The sequence below is a fragment of the Jejuia sp. G7-7 genome (genome assembly GCF_055808955.1).
Genome location: NZ_JBVVSZ010000002.1, coordinates 970,426 through 986,009, shown reverse-complemented (window position 1 = coordinate 986,009; position 15,584 = coordinate 970,426). Strand labels below are relative to the sequence as shown.

Genomic DNA, 15,584 nt, shown 5'->3' with positions numbered 1-15,584 from the left:
AGAGCAGTTTTTTATTTTTAAAAGATATTTAGACGACACCTCCTTATTAGAGGGGGAGGCAAAAGGGTGTGTTTGTAAATAAGATTATTTTTTTTCAAGCCCCTTTTCAAAAATCTGCAACTGCTCTAAAATAACAGCTTTAGACTTGTCATTTAAAGCCCGAGTATCTTCAGTAGTTAAACCTTTTGTTTCTATAAATTGATGAATCTTAGCACGCATTTTTCCTGGGCTTCCACTAAAAAACGTATAAGAAAATCGTTTTTTATTATCAGCAAATGTCATTGGTACAATTGGTATTTGATGGTTTATCGCCAACCGGAATGCACCATCCTTAAATTCATCTAGCATGATATGCTCTTCTGGCACACCGCCTTCTGGAAAAATACAAATACTCAACCCTTGTTTTAAACGTCTTTGCGCTCTTAAAAACACAGCTTGCCTGCTTTTTGCAGAACTTCTATCTACCAAAATACAAGTACGTTTATAGAAAAATCCGAATAATGGGATTTTAGCTAATTCTGCTTTTCCAACAAAAACAAACGGATTTTTAACAGCCACTAACATCAACATAATATCTGCCATAGAGGTATGGTTTGCTATAAACATATAGCTTTTATCCTTTTCTGGAACTTGTTCTCGCTTTATACTATATCTAAAGCCCATACCAACTAAGATAATTTTCGCCCAAAGGCGTGCTATTCTAAAGAAGAAGGGGTACCAAGATTCTTTAGAAATTGAAATTAAGAGTATTGGGAATAATATTAATATTGGCAGAGCCACCAAAATATAAAACCAAATACGGTATAATACCCAGAAAATGCACTTAAAAACTATCATTACTGCCAAAAATACGTAATTGTATTGAGCAATTCTATTAAAAAAATTACCTTTGTCGCTTGACAAAATTATACTATGGCTCGCATACTTACAGGTATACAAAGTACAGGAACTCCACATTTAGGAAATATTTTAGGCGCAATTATGCCAGCTATTAAAATGGCTGAAAACCCTGAAAACGATTCCTATTTATTCATTGCAAATTTGCATACCTTAACTCAAATTAAGGATGCAGCTACATTGCGTGAAAACACATACTCTACCGCAGCTACTTGGTTGGCTTTTGGTTTAGATATTGAAAAAACGGTGTTTTACAGACAAAGTGATATTCCACAAGTCACAGAGTTGTCGTGGTATTTAAGCTGTTTTTTTCCATACCAGCGTTTAACTTTAGCACATAGTTTTAAAGATAAGGCCGATAGATTAGAAGATGTAAATTCTGGTTTATTCACGTACCCAATGCTTATGGCTGCTGATATTTTGTTATATGATGCCAATATAATTCCAGTTGGTAAGGATCAATTACAGCATATAGAAATGACACGAGATGTGGCATCTCGTTTTCATGCGCAAGTAGGCGATACTTTTGTATTGCCTGAAGGAGAAATTCAAAAAAACACAATGTTGATTCCTGGTACCGATGGCGAAAAAATGAGTAAAAGCCGAAATAATACCATCAATATTTTTCTAACTGATAAAAAATTGCGCAAGCAAATCATGTCTATTAAAACCGATAGTACGCCGCTTGAAGATCCAAAAGATTGGAAAACTTGTAATTGCTTTGCTATTTATAATTTGCTAGCCGATGATACTCAAATAGCTGAAATGAAAGCGAATTACGAAAATGGTGGTTATGGATACGGACATGCAAAACAAGCTCTATACGAGTTAATTCTAGAGAAATTTGCTGAACCTCGTGAGCGTTACAATTATTACATGAATAACCTATGCGACATTGACAAAGCGCTTTTAGTAGGTGCTGATAAAGCGCGAAAGGTTGCTAATGGTGTTTTAGGAAGAGTTCGTGAGAAGGTTGGGTATTAAAACCCTTTTTTGATTTCTTTTAAAAACACTTAATTAAGAATAATATGAAATATTTTACATATATTCATGTGATTTTTCTTCAAACGTTTTTAAATGATAACAAAACATATTGTACTACACCAATTAATTAAAGAAAAGAACGACAAACCAACTCTAAAACTGTCAGATTCTGTTTTACCAATTAATGACACATCAGAAGAGTTTGTTGAACGTGTCATAAAAAGTTATTCTTCTAAAAACCCAACTTATGGTGTATTTGAAGAAAATGCTACACTATTTCCATTTCAAACTTTAGTAAAAAACTACCTTTCAAACGATGATTTTTTAAGATTCACAAACGAATCTATGGAAATTTTAAAAAAGGAAATAGACATACCATCAACCACAGGTGGATATGTAGTTTTTATTCATTACAAGCACAACAATGTTGATTACCTAATAACGATTATGTTAGATAATTCAACACAATTTTCTGTTGATGACGCTAATCTTACTATAAAAAAGTTAAAAAGTCTTGATCTAGATAGATTAGCGAGAGCAAATAGGCTAAACATAAATAAATGGTTGGATGACGAAGAACAATATCTTTCATTTATCAAAGGAACAAGACATATTTCTATATACTTTCAAAGATTCATTGGAAATACTGATTTAACTTCCTCTAAACAAAATAGCAATAAACTAAAAACAGCTATGCAGCACTATATGAATGAGAATAATTATAGTGAAGATCAAAAAAGAGAGGTTTTTTCCAGATTAAAAAAGTACGCTTACGAAAAAGTTGATTTAGATGAAGATTTAGACTTGAAGTCTATATCCGTGTTTATAAATGAGTTAAACCCTGATGATTTTATAGAATATATTGGAGAAAACAAAAAATTAATGGTAAGTTCAGTTTTTAGAGTCACAACTAAAAGCCATCTAAAATTTTTAAGTCGCGTATTTGTCAAGGAAAAAGGATATAGTTTAGATTTTAATAGAGAACTTATTAATACCAAAATTTTCCAAGACGGACCTAATTTGATAATTAAAAATGTTCCTGCTGATGTACTTAAAGAATTTTAATTATGCTTTTAAATGATTTAGTTGAATTAAGACAATCATTGATAAATGATGGTGTTTTTGATATAAACTTGGAAGGCGACATTGAACGTTTAAAGCCTGAAAATATTAATTTAATCAAAAAGTTAGAAGCAGCAGTTGTTGAAATTAAAGATTCAAAAAATAAAATTATAGATTTAAATGAATTAAGTCAATTTGAAGAAAAGCAAATTCATATCAAAATATCACTTGGTTCTTTTCAAAATTATTTTGAGACTATAAATGATGTGATAATTAAGCATAAACATTCATTTAATTTAAAAGACTTTTATATTCACGAAGGAGAGATTAGTAATTTAGAAAAAAATGAAAATTTAACTTTTTCTGCCTATATAAAAACCCTAGACTTAATAAATTTCTTAAAAGACTTATCTGACAATAATGTTTATTCGGCTGGAGAATTAAAACTATATTTTCATAAAGTAAATAAAAGTTTAGTATTACCAATCGAATATTCACTAGAAAATATTAAAACATCAAAATTAGATGATATAAAGTCTTTCAGAAAGAAACTTTTAGGTAGTGTACAATCTGAAGATAAAAAGATACTTTTTGTAAATGAACTAATTGATTTTTTCTCTAATACTGAAAAAAAGTTTGATAAACTTCTTTCAAAATGGCATGTTCTAGAGGAGAGTTATATCAGAAGTGTGAATATATATCTTGAGGGTTTTTCTTTTGAAAAAATAAAAACATCTTCTTTGATGTATTTTCAAGAACTTTCAGATAAAATACAAGAAACAATCCGAAAAGTTTCTAATTACCTTTTTGCTGTTCCTATTGCTTACCTATTCTTAGCCAGTAGATTAGATTTTGAAACCCCTTCATTACTTAAAAACCTGACTTTACTATTATTAGGTTATGTTTTCTTTGCTCTTATCTGGTTTGTTTTTTTTAAGAATATTAAGGAATCACTAGATTCCATAAAGCAGGAAATTGAGAGGTATGAAAATAAGGCTAAAAGCATTTCAGAAATCAACGAAATAAAAACTCAACTATCTGCATTAAAACATATTTCATTAAATAAGCAATATTCAAAGTTAGACTTACTTAAATTTTTTACTTTTATTATTCTTTCAATTCTTACAATTTCAGTAATATTCATACACAAAACCTAAATAACCTCAAACAACTTCCCAGGAAGCGGTCTCACAACCCCTTTCAATTCCATATTCAGCAATGTTCCAGACACTTTAAAAATGGGCATTTCACAATTTAAGGCAATAATATCCAATTGCTGTTTTTCATTGTCTTTTAAATAATTGTAGATGATTTTTTCGGTAGCATCCAACTCCACAAAAAGTTGCTTTTGTACTGCGGGTTTTTGGCTGTCTTCTAATTGCCAATTTAAAATGTAGGGTACATCCAAAGGTGTTGTCATCATATGTGCCTTTTGGTATTTAATCAAGTTGTTACAGCCAATACTAAACTGGTCGGTTGTACGTCCGGGAACAGCAAAAACATCTCTATTGTAAGAATGTGCAATATCTGCAGTTACTAAACTTCCACCTTTTTCGGCAGATTCTACAACAATTGTCGCCTCACTTAAACCAGCTATAATCCGGTTTCGTTTTAAAAAATTGTTTTTATCAAAAGTATCTGTACTCCAAAAATCTGAGAAAAACCCACCGTTTTTCTCCATATCTACCATATATTTTTTGTGAACTTTTGGGTAAATTTGATTTAAACCATGTGCTAGACACGCCACGGTTTGTAAATTATGTTTCATGGCAATTTTATGTGCCGTAATATCTGTGCCATATGCAAACCCCGATACTATTATTGGGTCGTAGGGTTTTAAAGTTTCTATTAATTTTTCACAAAATGCAATACCTTGTGTTGTGATTTTTCGAGTACCAACAATACTAATAATATGTTGTTTGTTTAAATCTATATTTCCGGTTTGAAATAATAGAATGGGGCCATCAATACAATGCTTTAGTTTCTCAGGATAATTTTCATCCTTGAAATAGTACACTTGGATATTGTTGTTGTTAATAAAGTCGATTTCTTTTTCGGCTTCAATAACATGTTTACTATCCAGAAGTCCGCTTAACGCATATTCGCCAATACCATCAATTTTGAGTAAATTTTGCTTTTTTTCTTTTAATACCGCTTCCGCAGAACCACAATGCCCAATCAATCTTTTGGCTGTTATGTCTCCAATTTTTGGCACATGTTGTAAAGCCAAAGTATATAGCAAATCGTTTTCCGTCATCTTAATCTCTAATTCTTATGCAATTAAGGCATTTTTGCATTGTTAATAAATAGTTAAGTCAAAAATTTAATCAAAACCATATTTTTTTAAATTTGCTTTATGCAATTGGAAACTTACATTAGCGATTTACTATATAGATATGAATGTGTTGTAGTACCTGACTTTGGAGCTTTTTTATCTGAACGTCAATCAGCTACCATAAATACAGAAAACAATACGTTTTATCCGCCTAAAAAAGTAATTTCATTTAACGAGCAAATTCAAAAAAATGATGGCTTGTTAGCTAGGTATATCGCCGATGTTGAAAAACTCCCTTTTGAAGTTGCTAACAAAAAGATTAAAAAGCGTGTAAAAACCTTAAAATCTTATTTAACTCAAGGAGAAACCATTACGTTTAATAACATAGGCGAAATAATTTTTAATACAGAAGGAAAAATTGTTTTTGAACCTTCTTATAATCTAAATTATTTAACGGATGCCTTTGGATTATCTCAGTTTGAATCTACTGAAGTAACTCGTGAAGTTTATAAAGAAACAGTTGAAGCTGTTGAAAAAGTAGTCCCAATAACTATCTCTCCCGAAAAACGTAAAAGTAGAGGTTATTTAAAATATGCTGCCGTTGCATTAATTGCGTTAACACTAGGTGGAGTAGGTGCTTCAAAATATTATGTTGATGATATTGAAGCGCATAATCAATTAGCTCAAGAACAAGCGACGCAACAACTTGAAACTAAAATTCAAGAAGCAACGTTTAGCTTAAACCCTTTACCTGCTATTACGCTTAATGTTACCAAACAAACAGGTAATTACCATATTGTTGCTGGTGCCTTTAGAATAGAAGAAAATTGTGATAAAAAAGTATCTCAATTGAAGCAAGATGGTTTTAGCGCTCGTAAAATTGGTGCAAATAAGTATGGTTTACACCAAGTGGTTTATGCTAGCTATGAAGGTAGACTTGATGCACTTAAAGCTTTGAGGACCATTAAAAGAACGCATAATGAGGATGCGTGGTTGCTTGTTAAGAAACTAGATTAACTCTACTACTACATTTCATCTTAGATTTTTAAAGAAATAATTATTTACAATGGTTTTAAGCGATTTTTTCGAACAAGATATTGTTCTTGAAAACGAAATATTAGTATTGCGTCCACTTTCTAGAACAGATATTGATACTATTGAATCCATAAGCTATTCAAAAGCATTAGGCGAGTTTGGCGCTAGAGTAAATCATCGAAATGACTTGGAATATTATTTTGATTATATCTTAAATTCAAAATCAAATAAAGAGCTCTATCCATTTATTATCATCAATAAATCCAACAACCAAGCTATTGGTGTGACTATGTTTGGAAATATCGATTTCCCTCACAAAAGATTAGAAATTGGATGGACATGGATTGGCGAAAAATTTCAAGGAACAGGCTTAAACACAATATGTAAAAACCTCTTATTAGACTATTGTTTCAATACATTAAATTTAAGAAGAGTTGAGTTTAAAATTGATATTATAAATATTAAATCACAGAAAGCAATAGAAAAGATTGGTGCTATCAAAGAGGGGTTATTAAGAAATTATAATATTCAATCCTACGGAAATAGCTCAGGGACTTATGTCTATAGTATTCTTAAAGAAGAATGGGGGAATTAACTGGTTTAATATGTAACTTTGCCACTTCAAAACTCAAAGATGACCGCAAAAACTCCAGAACAATCTAAAACTACAATGACCGATATGGTTTTACCTAGTGAAACCAACCCTTTAAACAACTTATTTGGTGGTGAATTATTAGCGCGTATGGATCGTGCTGCTAGTATTTCGGCGAGACGTCATAGCAGACGAATTGTAGTTACTGCATCGGTAAATCATGTTGCTTTTAATCGTGCTGTACCTCTTGGGAGTGTTGTTACGGTTGAAGCTAAAGTGTCTCGTGCTTTTAATACTTCTATGGAAATTTATATTGATGTTTGGATGGAAGACCGAGAATCTGGAGCGAGAACAAAAGCAAACGAAGCTATTTATACCTTTGTTGCTGTAGATGAAACTGGGCGTCCTGTAAAAGTACCCGAAGTTACTCCCGAAACAGAACTTGAAATAGAGCGTTTTGAAGCTGCATTGCGCAGAAAACAGCTCAGTTTATTACTTGCTGGAAAAATAAAACCTAGTGATGCTACTGAGTTGAAAGCGTTGTTTGATTAAACCTTTTTTCACTACCAAAGTCTTATAGTAAACCCAAAAATCTTAATGCTATGAGAACTTTTGTTATTTTATTATCTGCTATTTGTATGATGAGTTTATCATCATGTGCCACTAGAGTAGTTACAAGACCAGCTTCTGTAACTGTTGTAAAAACACCTCCAAGACATTATAAAGTTGTAAAAGTAAAAGGGAAACGTTACTATTTCTGGAATGGAAACCATTATAGAAAAACGAAACGTGGTTATGTGATTTCGAGAGTCTAAAAGACTTCTTAAAATTAAACCTTCAGATTTAGTTTAAATATTCATTTTAGACGTATTTCCGCGTTAAGGATTGAGGCATTTGTTGAAGCTCCCCGACGTAGGAGGGAGCGACTGCCGAAAGCCTGACCCTTTAGGGTAACGCCCAAATGATTTAATAAAAAATTTAACATGATTACGAGATAAGATCCTGAAACAAGTTCAGGATGACACAAATTGTGTGTCACATCTTATAAATCCAACTTGAAGGGTTTTGTGTTTGTAAGTCTTTAAAAACAATAAAGTTAAGTACGGTTTCTCCTGTGGTTGGGTTTGTGAAAACTTCGCCTATTTCCTGCTTGGTAGTTACTTTGTCACCTTCTTTTACAGAGACTTTATGTAAGTTTTTATAGGCTGTAATGTAGTTTCCGTGACGAATCATTACAATAGGGTTAGCGTTTTTTATCAACACAATTCTACTCACAACGCCGTTAAATACAGCACGGGCTTTGGAACCCTTTTCGGTGGCGATACGCACACCATTACTTTTAATAGTTAACGATGGGTCTACTGGTGAACGTTGCGTGCCGTAACCTACCTTTACATAACCTTTCTCGACTGGCCAAGGCAACCTTCCTTTGTTAGACACAAAATTACTTGCCAATACCTTTTCTTCTGCGGTTAAAGCAAAACTAGATTTGCTTGACGATGTGGTTTTCTTTCCTTTGTTTGATGCTGCAATTGCTGCTTTTATGATGCGTTCTATTTCTCTATCAATTTTTGCAGCTTCTCTTTGTTTTGATTTTATTTGAGCCGCAAATTTATTTAAGTTCTTTCTAATTGAAGTCATCAAATTTTGATGTTGAGCACGTTCTTTTTCCAAAGACTTTTGGGTTACTCTATTTTCGGCTATTAGGGTTTTCTTGTCTTCTTTTTGAACCAGTAAGTCTTTGTTTATATTTTGTAATTCGGTAGTTTTTAATTTGATAGTTTCGCCTTGTTCCTTTTGATGGTTTGTATATTGTTTCATATACTGTAAGCGTTTGTAGGCTTGTTTAAAATCGTTTGAGGACAACAAAAACATAATACGACTTTGTTGGTTTCTACTCTTATACGACTTTACAATCATAGCTGCATAATTGGCTTTAAGGTTTTTTAATTCGTCTCTTAGGCTTGTAATTTGCTTTTGATTGTTGTTTATTTCTCGCGTTAATAAATTTGCTTGCTGATTGGTAACTTTTATCAGATTATTTAAAACACTAATTTTATAGTTGAAGTCTTCAATTTGTGATAATTCTGATTTTTCTTTAGATTTATTTTCGGCACTTAAGGCATTAATTTTTTGAATCTCTCTTCGTAATTCTTGCCTGCGTGTTTCTAGTTGTTTTTGTTTGTCATTCTGGGCAAAAGTAGAGTGACTGTAACTCAAGAAAAGAAGTGTTAAAAAAAGGAATTTCAGTATGTTATTTTTAGACCGCATTATAATTCTATCTTCTTAAAACCTGATGGTATTTTAAATGGAAATCTTAATTCTTCATTTAAGGAAACTGATTTGAATTCGAGTTCTGCAATCATCTCTTCATTCCCTTCAACTGCAATTACTTTTATATGCTCTGGTAATATTTGACTACTTATTTCTTGATGCGTTAAATAATCAATTTGTAAATGGCGTTGCTCCGAAATTTGAGATAATTGTTGCGACTTCACTTTATAATGCGAAGGGTTTAACAGAAAAAATATCTCAAAAAGTGCACGCTGATTTTTAGGTTGCAATAAATAACTCTCTTCATGAACAGATACTTTATAGCTTTCATCTTTTAGATTGAAAAGAGCTTCTCCTAAAATAATATTTTGAACTTTTTCAAAATCTAAATCTGTACCTAATAGCTTACTAAAATATTCAAAATTGCCTTCAAAATATGTATTGTCTAACTTATTATAAAACGCCACGTTTTTTGGCGTTATTTTAGCTCTAATAACTCCAAAAGTAGCACTCATCCATAGAACTTCATCTTTTTGCATGCGGTAGCTTACCGTATGTGATTGTCTTTTTTCGCCTTCGGAATAGGTGATTTTCAATTTAGACTGTAACGTTTTAAAATCTGGGGATTTTTTAGCGTTTTCCTTAATTAATTGTTTAGCTGAAAGCTTTAAATTTTTATCGCCTTCAGTTATCGTTTTTGAGGATTTACAACTGGTAAAACCAATTGTAATTGATAAGAGTGTTACTGAGATATATGTTTTGTAGGTCAAAATTTTAAGTTTCATTAATCCACTATTTTTGATTTGAGAGCATTAGCCTTATCCATAAACGATTTAGCTTTCGTAGTATTGCTTAATAACGTATTTGCCTTTGCTAGCTGTTTATAGAAATCGGCTTCCATTTTAGGATTTTCAACCACCCAATCTAAACCAGACTCTAAAATTTCAATGGCTATTTTGGGTTTATTTAATCCGTTTAGAGCAACTGCATTTATCAAATAACACAATGGTTGTGCTGGATATTTTTGAATAGCAGCTTTACTTTTTGTTTCGGCAACATCAAATTGTTGCAAATCAATATGTAGCAATAAAACGTGTTTTAAAATACTGAAATTCTCCCCATCTAGTTTTAAAGCATCTTGAAAGTAATTTAATGCTTTTTGCCCTTCGCCTTTCTTTAAATAGTATGCGCCTAAATCTGCTAAAGTTTTAGCATCGGTTTTTCCATCAAGTAAAGTTGTGGCTTCAATTAAATCATCTTCGTACTGCGGATTCTTTTTAACAAAATTCACAAAATCTGCGAGTACTTTGGCTTTTGCTTCAGGTTTTATTTCATTGCTTTTAACCACAATTTTCATGGATGTTATAGCGTCTTCTGTATTATTATCATCCAAATAAAACTTGTACAATGCCAAATGCACTATTTGAGAATTAGGATTAATCTTTAATAATTCCTTAGCAGTTTGAAATGCTTTTTCTTTTTGGTTTTGCTCACTATATCTAAAAATTAATGCTAAATAATTAGATTCTTTATCTGGGTTACTGTCAATTCTAGATTCTAAATTTTCAATCTGGTCTTTTGCTCTTCCAGTTACTTTGTAAATTCTATTACGCATCAAATCACGCGAAGCCGAAACTCCAAACGATGCATCCAATTCATCTAAAATATCAAGTGCATCATCAAATTTTTCCATTTTCAAATACAATGACGCTAAATCCTCTTTATAATCTGGGTGGTATTTTACCAACTGTTGTACCGTTTTAAGTGCCTTTTTTAAGTCATTTTGCGACACATAATACCCGTAAAGCTCATCTAAATACCACTCATTATCTGGAGCTTTGTCTACAGCTTCTTTCAAGGCATCTTCCGCAGCACCAAAATTTTTGAGCTTCATGTAATTTTTACCCAATTCAAAATATAAAACTGCTGGCGATTTATCGATTTCAACACATTTCAATAATGCATCAACAGACCTTTGATAATTTTCCACACCCTTTTGTTTTAAGGCTTCAAAAAACTGTTCTTGAAATTTATCTTCTACAATTCCTAAATCGTCATCGGGTGTTTTATTAAAATCTACTTGCGCATAATTTACCTGTGGAATGGTAATTATTCCGAAGAAAAAAATGAATATGTAGATTTTATGTTTCATTATTTATTTGGGCGTTACCTTTTACTCATACCTACAAGGTTTTCAAAACCTTGCAGGATCGCAAAAGGTCGGGCTATCCGTTACAAGCCTTCACACTTCCTACGTCGGGCTGTGGGCTTTTCACTACTATCCCTAACGCACTTATCCGCCATCATTTAGTTTGCACTAAGTTTATATTTATCTGCAAATAGATTCCTTTTTTAAAAGGAATTTATTCCAAAACAGAATAATCGCCAATACTAATACTCTTAAACTCACCGTTATATTTAACGTTATTACCAATCATAGCATTGTTTAATTTTGCATTTTTAATTTCAGAATTCGTCTGAATTAAACTATTTTCAATTGTACTATTTTCAATAACCGTACCATTTCCAACAGAAACAAAAGGGCCAATAGTTGTGTTTTTTAGCACTACGTTTTCGCCAATAAAACAAGGCTCTATAATATTAGAATTTTCTAGTTTAGCTGAAGAAGCTACCAATTGCTCTTCACCATCAGACTTTAAAAACCCTAACATACGTTGGTTGGTTTCAATTGTAATGGCTTTGTTTCCGCAGTCCATCCATTCATCAACAGTTCCTGTTTTAAATATTTTATCGTCTGCCATCATGCGTTTAATACCATCATTAATTTGGTATTCGCCACCATTCATAATATTTTCATCTAGTATTTCTTGAAGTTTTCCTTTTAAAACCGCAACATCTTTAAAGTAATAAATACCAATTACCGCTTGATCTGAAACAAAAGATTCTGGCTTTTCAACCAATTCCACGATTTCATCATTATCATTTAACTTAACTACGCCGTAAGCTTCTGGATTATCCACTTGTTTGGTCCAAATAACACTATCTGCTGTTGGGTCTAAATCAAACTCTGCTCTAATCAAGGTATCTGCATAAGCAATTACTGCTGGTCCTGATAAAGATGGTTCTGCACTCATTATAGCGTGCCCAGTCCCTAAAGGTTTGTCTTGACGGTAAATAGATGCTTTGGCACCTAATCCTTTGGCTAAATCTTTTAAACTAGAAACTACGTCGTCTCCAAACCATGCTGGATCTCCTAGAACAAAAGCTATTTCTTCAATAGGTTGTTTTAAAACTTTAGCAATATCTTTTACCAATCTGTGAACAATAGGTTGTCCTGCAACTGGAATTAATGGTTTTGGTACTGTTAAACTATGTGGGCGTAATCGAGAACCACGTCCTGCCATTGGTACTATTATTTTCATTTCTTAATTTCTTTGTTTGTTAATAGCTGTATTTATAATTCTTTATTTTGTTCCTGTACTTCCAAATCCTCCAGAACCACGATCGGTTTCAGATAGTATTTCGACCTGTTCCCATTCGGCACGTTCGTGTTTTGCAATTACTAATTGTGCAATGCGTTCGCCATTATTTATAGTAAATTCTTCGTTTGAAAGATTTACTAAAATCACTCCTATTTCGCCTCTATAATCAGCATCAATAGTTCCTGGAGCATTTAGTACTGTAATGCCTTTTTTAGCTGCTAAACCACTTCTAGGGCGTACTTGGGCTTCAATGCCAACTGGAAGCTCTATAAACAAGCCTGTGCCTACAATACTGCGCTCTAAGGGTTTTAAAACTCTTGATTCTGATATGTTGGCACGTAAATCCATTCCTGCAGAAGCTAATGTCTCATAATGTGGTAAATCGTGATTGGATTTGTTGATTATTTTTATGTTCATCTTTTAGGTCTTTTTTAATATCAATTTTAGTTCCTTTCTTTCTAAGAAAACAACTAAAGCTATAAAGAGTAACAAAAATACAGTTCCTAATAAAATATTTCTATCAAAAAGATAATAAGTTATGAAACTAAACAAAGTACTTATTATAAGGTAAATAGCTATTCGACTCACATCATAAGGTACTGGATAATACTTTCTCCCCAATACATAAGAAATTAGCATCATCAAGGCATAAGCCAATAACGTTGCATATGCACAAGCTATAAAGCCAATTTTTGGAATGAATATGATATTAAAGCCAATGGTAATGGCAGCACCAATAAGAGAAATGTACATCCCGAAACGTGTACGATCTGTTAATTTATACCAAATAGAAAGGTTATGATAAATACCTAAACAGAGATTAGCAAGTAATACGATAGGCACAATATCTAAAGCTAATAAATAGCTTTCTTTTTTAATAAAAATTGGTCTTAATAGATCTATATAAACTACCACAATCATTAAACCTAAGGCCCCGACAATTGTAAAATATTTTAAAATGGTAGCGTATGTTTGAGTTGCATTTTTTGTGTCGGAATGGTTAAAGAAAAATGGTTCTGCTCCCATTCTAAAAGCTTGAATAAACAACGTCATGAAAACTGCTAATTTATAACAAGCGCTATAAGCTCCATTAACAAACTCACCTTCGAGTTGAGGCAACAACCATTTATCTAAGTTTTCATTAATTACAAAAGCTAAACCAGCAATCATAATAGGCCAGCCATAATTTAAGAGTTGTTTTAAAATTTTAGGTTCAAAATTTAGCTTCGCCTTGAAGAAATAAGGTAATACCAGAATTAAAACAACTGCACTTGCAATTAAGTTTGCTATAAATATATACTCAACATTGTTTTCAACATTAAATAATCCTCTCAATCCTTCAGAGCCATAAGCTGTAGATAACAGAAGTACATTTAGAAGTACTATAATAAGTACATTAATCAATTTGATTGATGCAAACTTTATTGGTCTTCCTGTGACTCTTAAATAAGCAAACGGGATTACGATTAAGGTATCAATAAGAGTAATACCAACAAGAAGTGAATAGAAATCTGTATTAATTCGTAAGGCTTCTGAAATCGGGACTCTGAATAAAAATAATAATATTCCAAAAACAAAAGTACTAACCACTATCGTTATCATTGCAGTAGACAGGACGCTGTCTTTATCTTTATTTTTACTAAAGAACCTAAAGAAAGATGTCTCCATTCCGTAAGTTAAAATCACATTAAAAAAAGCTGCAACTACATAAAACTCTGTGTTTTCTGAATAACCTTCGTTGGGAAGTACATCGGTATGTAAACGCACTAAAAGAAAGTTAATTAGCCTAGGTAGTACAATAGCTAAACCGTAAATAACTGTGTCTTTAAAAAAGTTTTTAATACGCCCAAAAAGTTGTTTTTTATATGCCTAAAAATACGTTTTTAGCTAACGCTAACCAAAGATAAGTTATTGTCAATTCTCCCTGTAAAATTAAAAGCCTCACAAAAAGTGAGGCTTTGGTAAATAAAGAATTTTTTATTTTTGAATCTCCTTTATTAATACTAGTTCTTTTAGAATTTGTTTTCTGATATATAAACCCAAAATCACTAATATAACAACTCCAGAAACTAAAATATAATTATAAAACCAACTTGAGAGTGACGCTTTAAAAAAGGTAATAGTATAATAAACCCTGATATATAAAGTAAAAATACAATAGGCGTAATTATATAATGTATTTTAATTCTCTTTTTGTAAAAATTAATCATTTGTGATTTAAAGCTAGTATTAGTAGATGTTAGACTAATTTTATTAAGTTTTTTAACACTAAAATGTTCTATAACTATTCTAATAATTAATGAACTAACCATTAATAAAAGAGCCAATCCAGCAGTTATACTATTATAAGCCATTACATAAAAGAAAAAAGCAATTAGAATTATAACTGTTACGCTCAATACAATGTTAGTTGTTTTTTGTTTCCTTTTTATTGAGTTTAATTTATCTATAATTAATTTAGAACCGCCTATCGGTGTCTCCTGCTCTGATTGATTTTGCCAATTTGATTTTAAGTCTTCAAATGTTTTCATTTCTTTACACATTTAGTTAATTTTTCTTTTATTCTATGAACTCTTACTCGAATAGCTTCATGGCTTAATCCCATAATATCTGCTATTTCTTTCTGAGGCATATTCTCTAATTCTAATAGAATAATACTCTTATCTGCTTTTTTAAGTGTGTTAATACAGTTATACAATTGCTTTAATTGTAATGATTTTACTTCTTCCATCGATGAATCGTTCGTGCTTTCTAAACCATTAAGATGATTTGAAATAGCAACTGTTTTTTTCTTTCTAAAACTTACCAGACATGTATTTACTGTAATTCTATAAATCCATGTAGAAATGCTAGATTCATTTCTAAAAGTTTTTAAATTTCCCCAAACTTTAATAAAAATATCTTGGGTTAAATCTTTAGCCTGCATTATATCTCCATTAGTGTAACCCAAACATAAACGGAGTACTTTTGGATAGTGTTTATTATAAATCTCTTCAAATTTATATTCTAAATTTTTCATACT

At 31.7% G+C, this 15,584-nt stretch carries 17 protein-coding genes; 7 read left to right on the top strand and 10 right to left on the bottom strand.

Features of this window, described 5'->3' with window-relative positions; all coding sequences use genetic code 11:
• Positions 1-84 precede the first annotated feature (84 nt).
• Positions 85-837: a lysophospholipid acyltransferase family protein gene (locus AC0L5U_RS14660; protein ID WP_473418302.1), complete on the bottom strand. Its 753-nt coding sequence runs from the start codon at positions 835-837 to the stop codon at positions 85-87.
• A 75-nt stretch (positions 838-912) separates the two neighbouring features.
• Between AC0L5U_RS14660 and trpS the strand changes: the two genes are divergently transcribed.
• The 3 genes from trpS to AC0L5U_RS14645 all read left to right on the top strand — a co-directional run bounded on the left by trpS (position 913) and on the right by AC0L5U_RS14645 (position 4,100).
• A complete protein-coding gene (gene trpS, locus AC0L5U_RS14655) occupies positions 913-1,881 on the top strand; it encodes a tryptophan--tRNA ligase (RefSeq protein WP_473417190.1) in 969 nt (322 codons plus the stop codon).
• Positions 1,882-1,974: 93 nt separating this feature from the next.
• Positions 1,975-2,946 carry a nucleoid-associated protein gene (locus AC0L5U_RS14650; RefSeq protein WP_473417188.1) on the top strand — a complete coding sequence of 324 codons (972 nt, stop codon included), beginning with the start codon at positions 1,975-1,977 and terminating at the stop codon, positions 2,944-2,946.
• A 2-nt stretch (positions 2,947-2,948) separates the two neighbouring features.
• On the top strand, positions 2,949-4,100 hold the full coding sequence (locus AC0L5U_RS14645) for a hypothetical protein (protein WP_473417187.1): 1,152 nt from the start codon (positions 2,949-2,951) through the stop codon (positions 4,098-4,100).
• Here AC0L5U_RS14645 and dprA read toward each other — a convergent pair.
• Complete coding sequence (dprA, locus tag AC0L5U_RS14640) at positions 4,097-5,200, bottom strand: DNA-processing protein DprA (protein WP_473417186.1); 1,104 nt, start codon at positions 5,198-5,200, stop codon at positions 4,097-4,099. The genes AC0L5U_RS14645 and dprA overlap by 4 nt on opposite strands.
• A gap of 99 nt (positions 5,201-5,299) precedes the next feature.
• Here dprA and AC0L5U_RS14635 point away from each other — a divergent pair, with 99 nt between their 5' ends.
• Genes AC0L5U_RS14635 through AC0L5U_RS14620 form a run of 4 tightly spaced genes read left to right on the top strand, consistent with a single transcriptional unit; the run spans position 5,300 to position 7,660 of the window.
• Positions 5,300-6,235 carry an HU domain-containing protein gene (locus AC0L5U_RS14635; RefSeq protein ID WP_473417185.1) on the top strand — a complete coding sequence of 312 codons (936 nt, stop codon included), beginning with the start codon at positions 5,300-5,302 and terminating at the stop codon, positions 6,233-6,235.
• A gap of 49 nt (positions 6,236-6,284) precedes the next feature.
• Entirely contained in the window at positions 6,285-6,848 is a 564-nt protein-coding gene (locus AC0L5U_RS14630) for a GNAT family N-acetyltransferase (protein ID WP_473417184.1), read from the top strand.
• A gap of 39 nt (positions 6,849-6,887) precedes the next feature.
• Positions 6,888-7,397, top strand: coding sequence for an acyl-CoA thioesterase (locus tag AC0L5U_RS14625; RefSeq protein WP_473417183.1), 510 nt, complete (start codon positions 6,888-6,890; stop codon positions 7,395-7,397).
• A gap of 50 nt (positions 7,398-7,447) precedes the next feature.
• On the top strand, positions 7,448-7,660 hold the full coding sequence (locus AC0L5U_RS14620; protein ID WP_473417182.1) for a DUF6515 family protein: 213 nt from the start codon (positions 7,448-7,450) through the stop codon (positions 7,658-7,660).
• Positions 7,661-7,880: 220 nt separating this feature from the next.
• Here AC0L5U_RS14620 and AC0L5U_RS14615 read toward each other — a convergent pair whose 3' ends face one another.
• The 8 genes from AC0L5U_RS14615 to AC0L5U_RS14580 form a co-directional block, all read right to left on the bottom strand.
• Positions 7,881-9,065 carry a murein hydrolase activator EnvC family protein gene (locus AC0L5U_RS14615; protein ID WP_473417180.1) on the bottom strand — a complete coding sequence of 395 codons (1,185 nt, stop codon included), beginning with the start codon at positions 9,063-9,065 and terminating at the stop codon, positions 7,881-7,883.
• 50 nt (positions 9,066-9,115) lie between these two features.
• Positions 9,116-9,904: a lipoprotein insertase outer membrane protein LolB1 gene (gene lolB1, locus AC0L5U_RS14610; protein ID WP_473417179.1), complete on the bottom strand. Its 789-nt coding sequence runs from the start codon at positions 9,902-9,904 to the stop codon at positions 9,116-9,118.
• Positions 9,904-11,271, bottom strand: coding sequence for a tetratricopeptide repeat protein (locus AC0L5U_RS14605; RefSeq protein WP_473417178.1), 1,368 nt, complete (start codon positions 11,269-11,271; stop codon positions 9,904-9,906). The genes lolB1 and AC0L5U_RS14605 overlap by 1 nt, the downstream gene beginning before the upstream one ends.
• 211 nt (positions 11,272-11,482) lie before the next feature.
• Positions 11,483-12,502 (bottom strand): sugar phosphate nucleotidyltransferase, encoded by a 1,020-nt coding sequence (locus tag AC0L5U_RS14600; protein WP_473417177.1) that lies wholly within the window; start codon positions 12,500-12,502, stop codon positions 11,483-11,485.
• 42 nt (positions 12,503-12,544) lie between these two features.
• Complete coding sequence (gene dut / locus AC0L5U_RS14595) at positions 12,545-12,979, bottom strand: dUTP diphosphatase (RefSeq protein WP_473417176.1); 435 nt, start codon at positions 12,977-12,979, stop codon at positions 12,545-12,547.
• Between the two features lie 3 nt (positions 12,980-12,982).
• The gene (locus AC0L5U_RS14590) at positions 12,983-14,377 is read right to left on the bottom strand and encodes an oligosaccharide flippase family protein (protein WP_473418301.1); all 1,395 of its coding nucleotides are present in this window, start codon (positions 14,375-14,377) and stop codon (positions 12,983-12,985) included.
• Between the two features lie 254 nt (positions 14,378-14,631).
• Entirely contained in the window at positions 14,632-15,093 is a 462-nt protein-coding gene (locus AC0L5U_RS14585; RefSeq protein WP_473417175.1) for a hypothetical protein, read from the bottom strand.
• Complete coding sequence (locus tag AC0L5U_RS14580) at positions 15,090-15,581, bottom strand: RNA polymerase sigma factor (protein ID WP_473417174.1); 492 nt, start codon at positions 15,579-15,581, stop codon at positions 15,090-15,092. Before AC0L5U_RS14580 ends, AC0L5U_RS14585 begins: the two co-directional genes overlap by 4 nt.
• Positions 15,582-15,584 lie beyond the last annotated feature (3 nt).

Bases quoted from the DNA above. Each gene is read 5' to 3' on its own strand.
- lolB1 (WP_473417179.1), bottom strand. From the start codon at position 9,904: ATGAAACTTAAAATTTTGACCTACAAAACATATATCTCAGTAACACTC.
- AC0L5U_RS14650 (WP_473417188.1), top strand. From the start codon at position 1,975: ATGATAACAAAACATATTGTACTACACCAATTAATTAAAGAAAAGAAC.
- dprA (WP_473417186.1), bottom strand. From the start codon at position 5,200: ATGACGGAAAACGATTTGCTATATACTTTGGCTTTACAACATGTGCCA.
- AC0L5U_RS14625 (WP_473417183.1), top strand. From the start codon at position 6,888: ATGACCGCAAAAACTCCAGAACAATCTAAAACTACAATGACCGATATG.
- AC0L5U_RS14620 (WP_473417182.1), top strand. From the start codon at position 7,448: ATGAGAACTTTTGTTATTTTATTATCTGCTATTTGTATGATGAGTTTA.
- AC0L5U_RS14635 (WP_473417185.1), top strand. From the start codon at position 5,300: ATGCAATTGGAAACTTACATTAGCGATTTACTATATAGATATGAATGT.
- AC0L5U_RS14580 (WP_473417174.1), bottom strand. From the start codon at position 15,581: ATGAAAAATTTAGAATATAAATTTGAAGAGATTTATAATAAACACTAT.
- AC0L5U_RS14585 (WP_473417175.1), bottom strand. From the start codon at position 15,093: ATGAAAACATTTGAAGACTTAAAATCAAATTGGCAAAATCAATCAGAG.
- AC0L5U_RS14660 (WP_473418302.1), bottom strand. From the start codon at position 837: ATGATAGTTTTTAAGTGCATTTTCTGGGTATTATACCGTATTTGGTTT.
- AC0L5U_RS14605 (WP_473417178.1), bottom strand. From the start codon at position 11,271: ATGAAACATAAAATCTACATATTCATTTTTTTCTTCGGAATAATTACC.
- AC0L5U_RS14600 (WP_473417177.1), bottom strand. From the start codon at position 12,502: ATGAAAATAATAGTACCAATGGCAGGACGTGGTTCTCGATTACGCCCA.
- AC0L5U_RS14645 (WP_473417187.1), top strand. From the start codon at position 2,949: ATGCTTTTAAATGATTTAGTTGAATTAAGACAATCATTGATAAATGAT.
- dut (WP_473417176.1), bottom strand. From the start codon at position 12,979: ATGAACATAAAAATAATCAACAAATCCAATCACGATTTACCACATTAT.
- AC0L5U_RS14630 (WP_473417184.1), top strand. From the start codon at position 6,285: ATGGTTTTAAGCGATTTTTTCGAACAAGATATTGTTCTTGAAAACGAA.
- trpS (WP_473417190.1), top strand. From the start codon at position 913: ATGGCTCGCATACTTACAGGTATACAAAGTACAGGAACTCCACATTTA.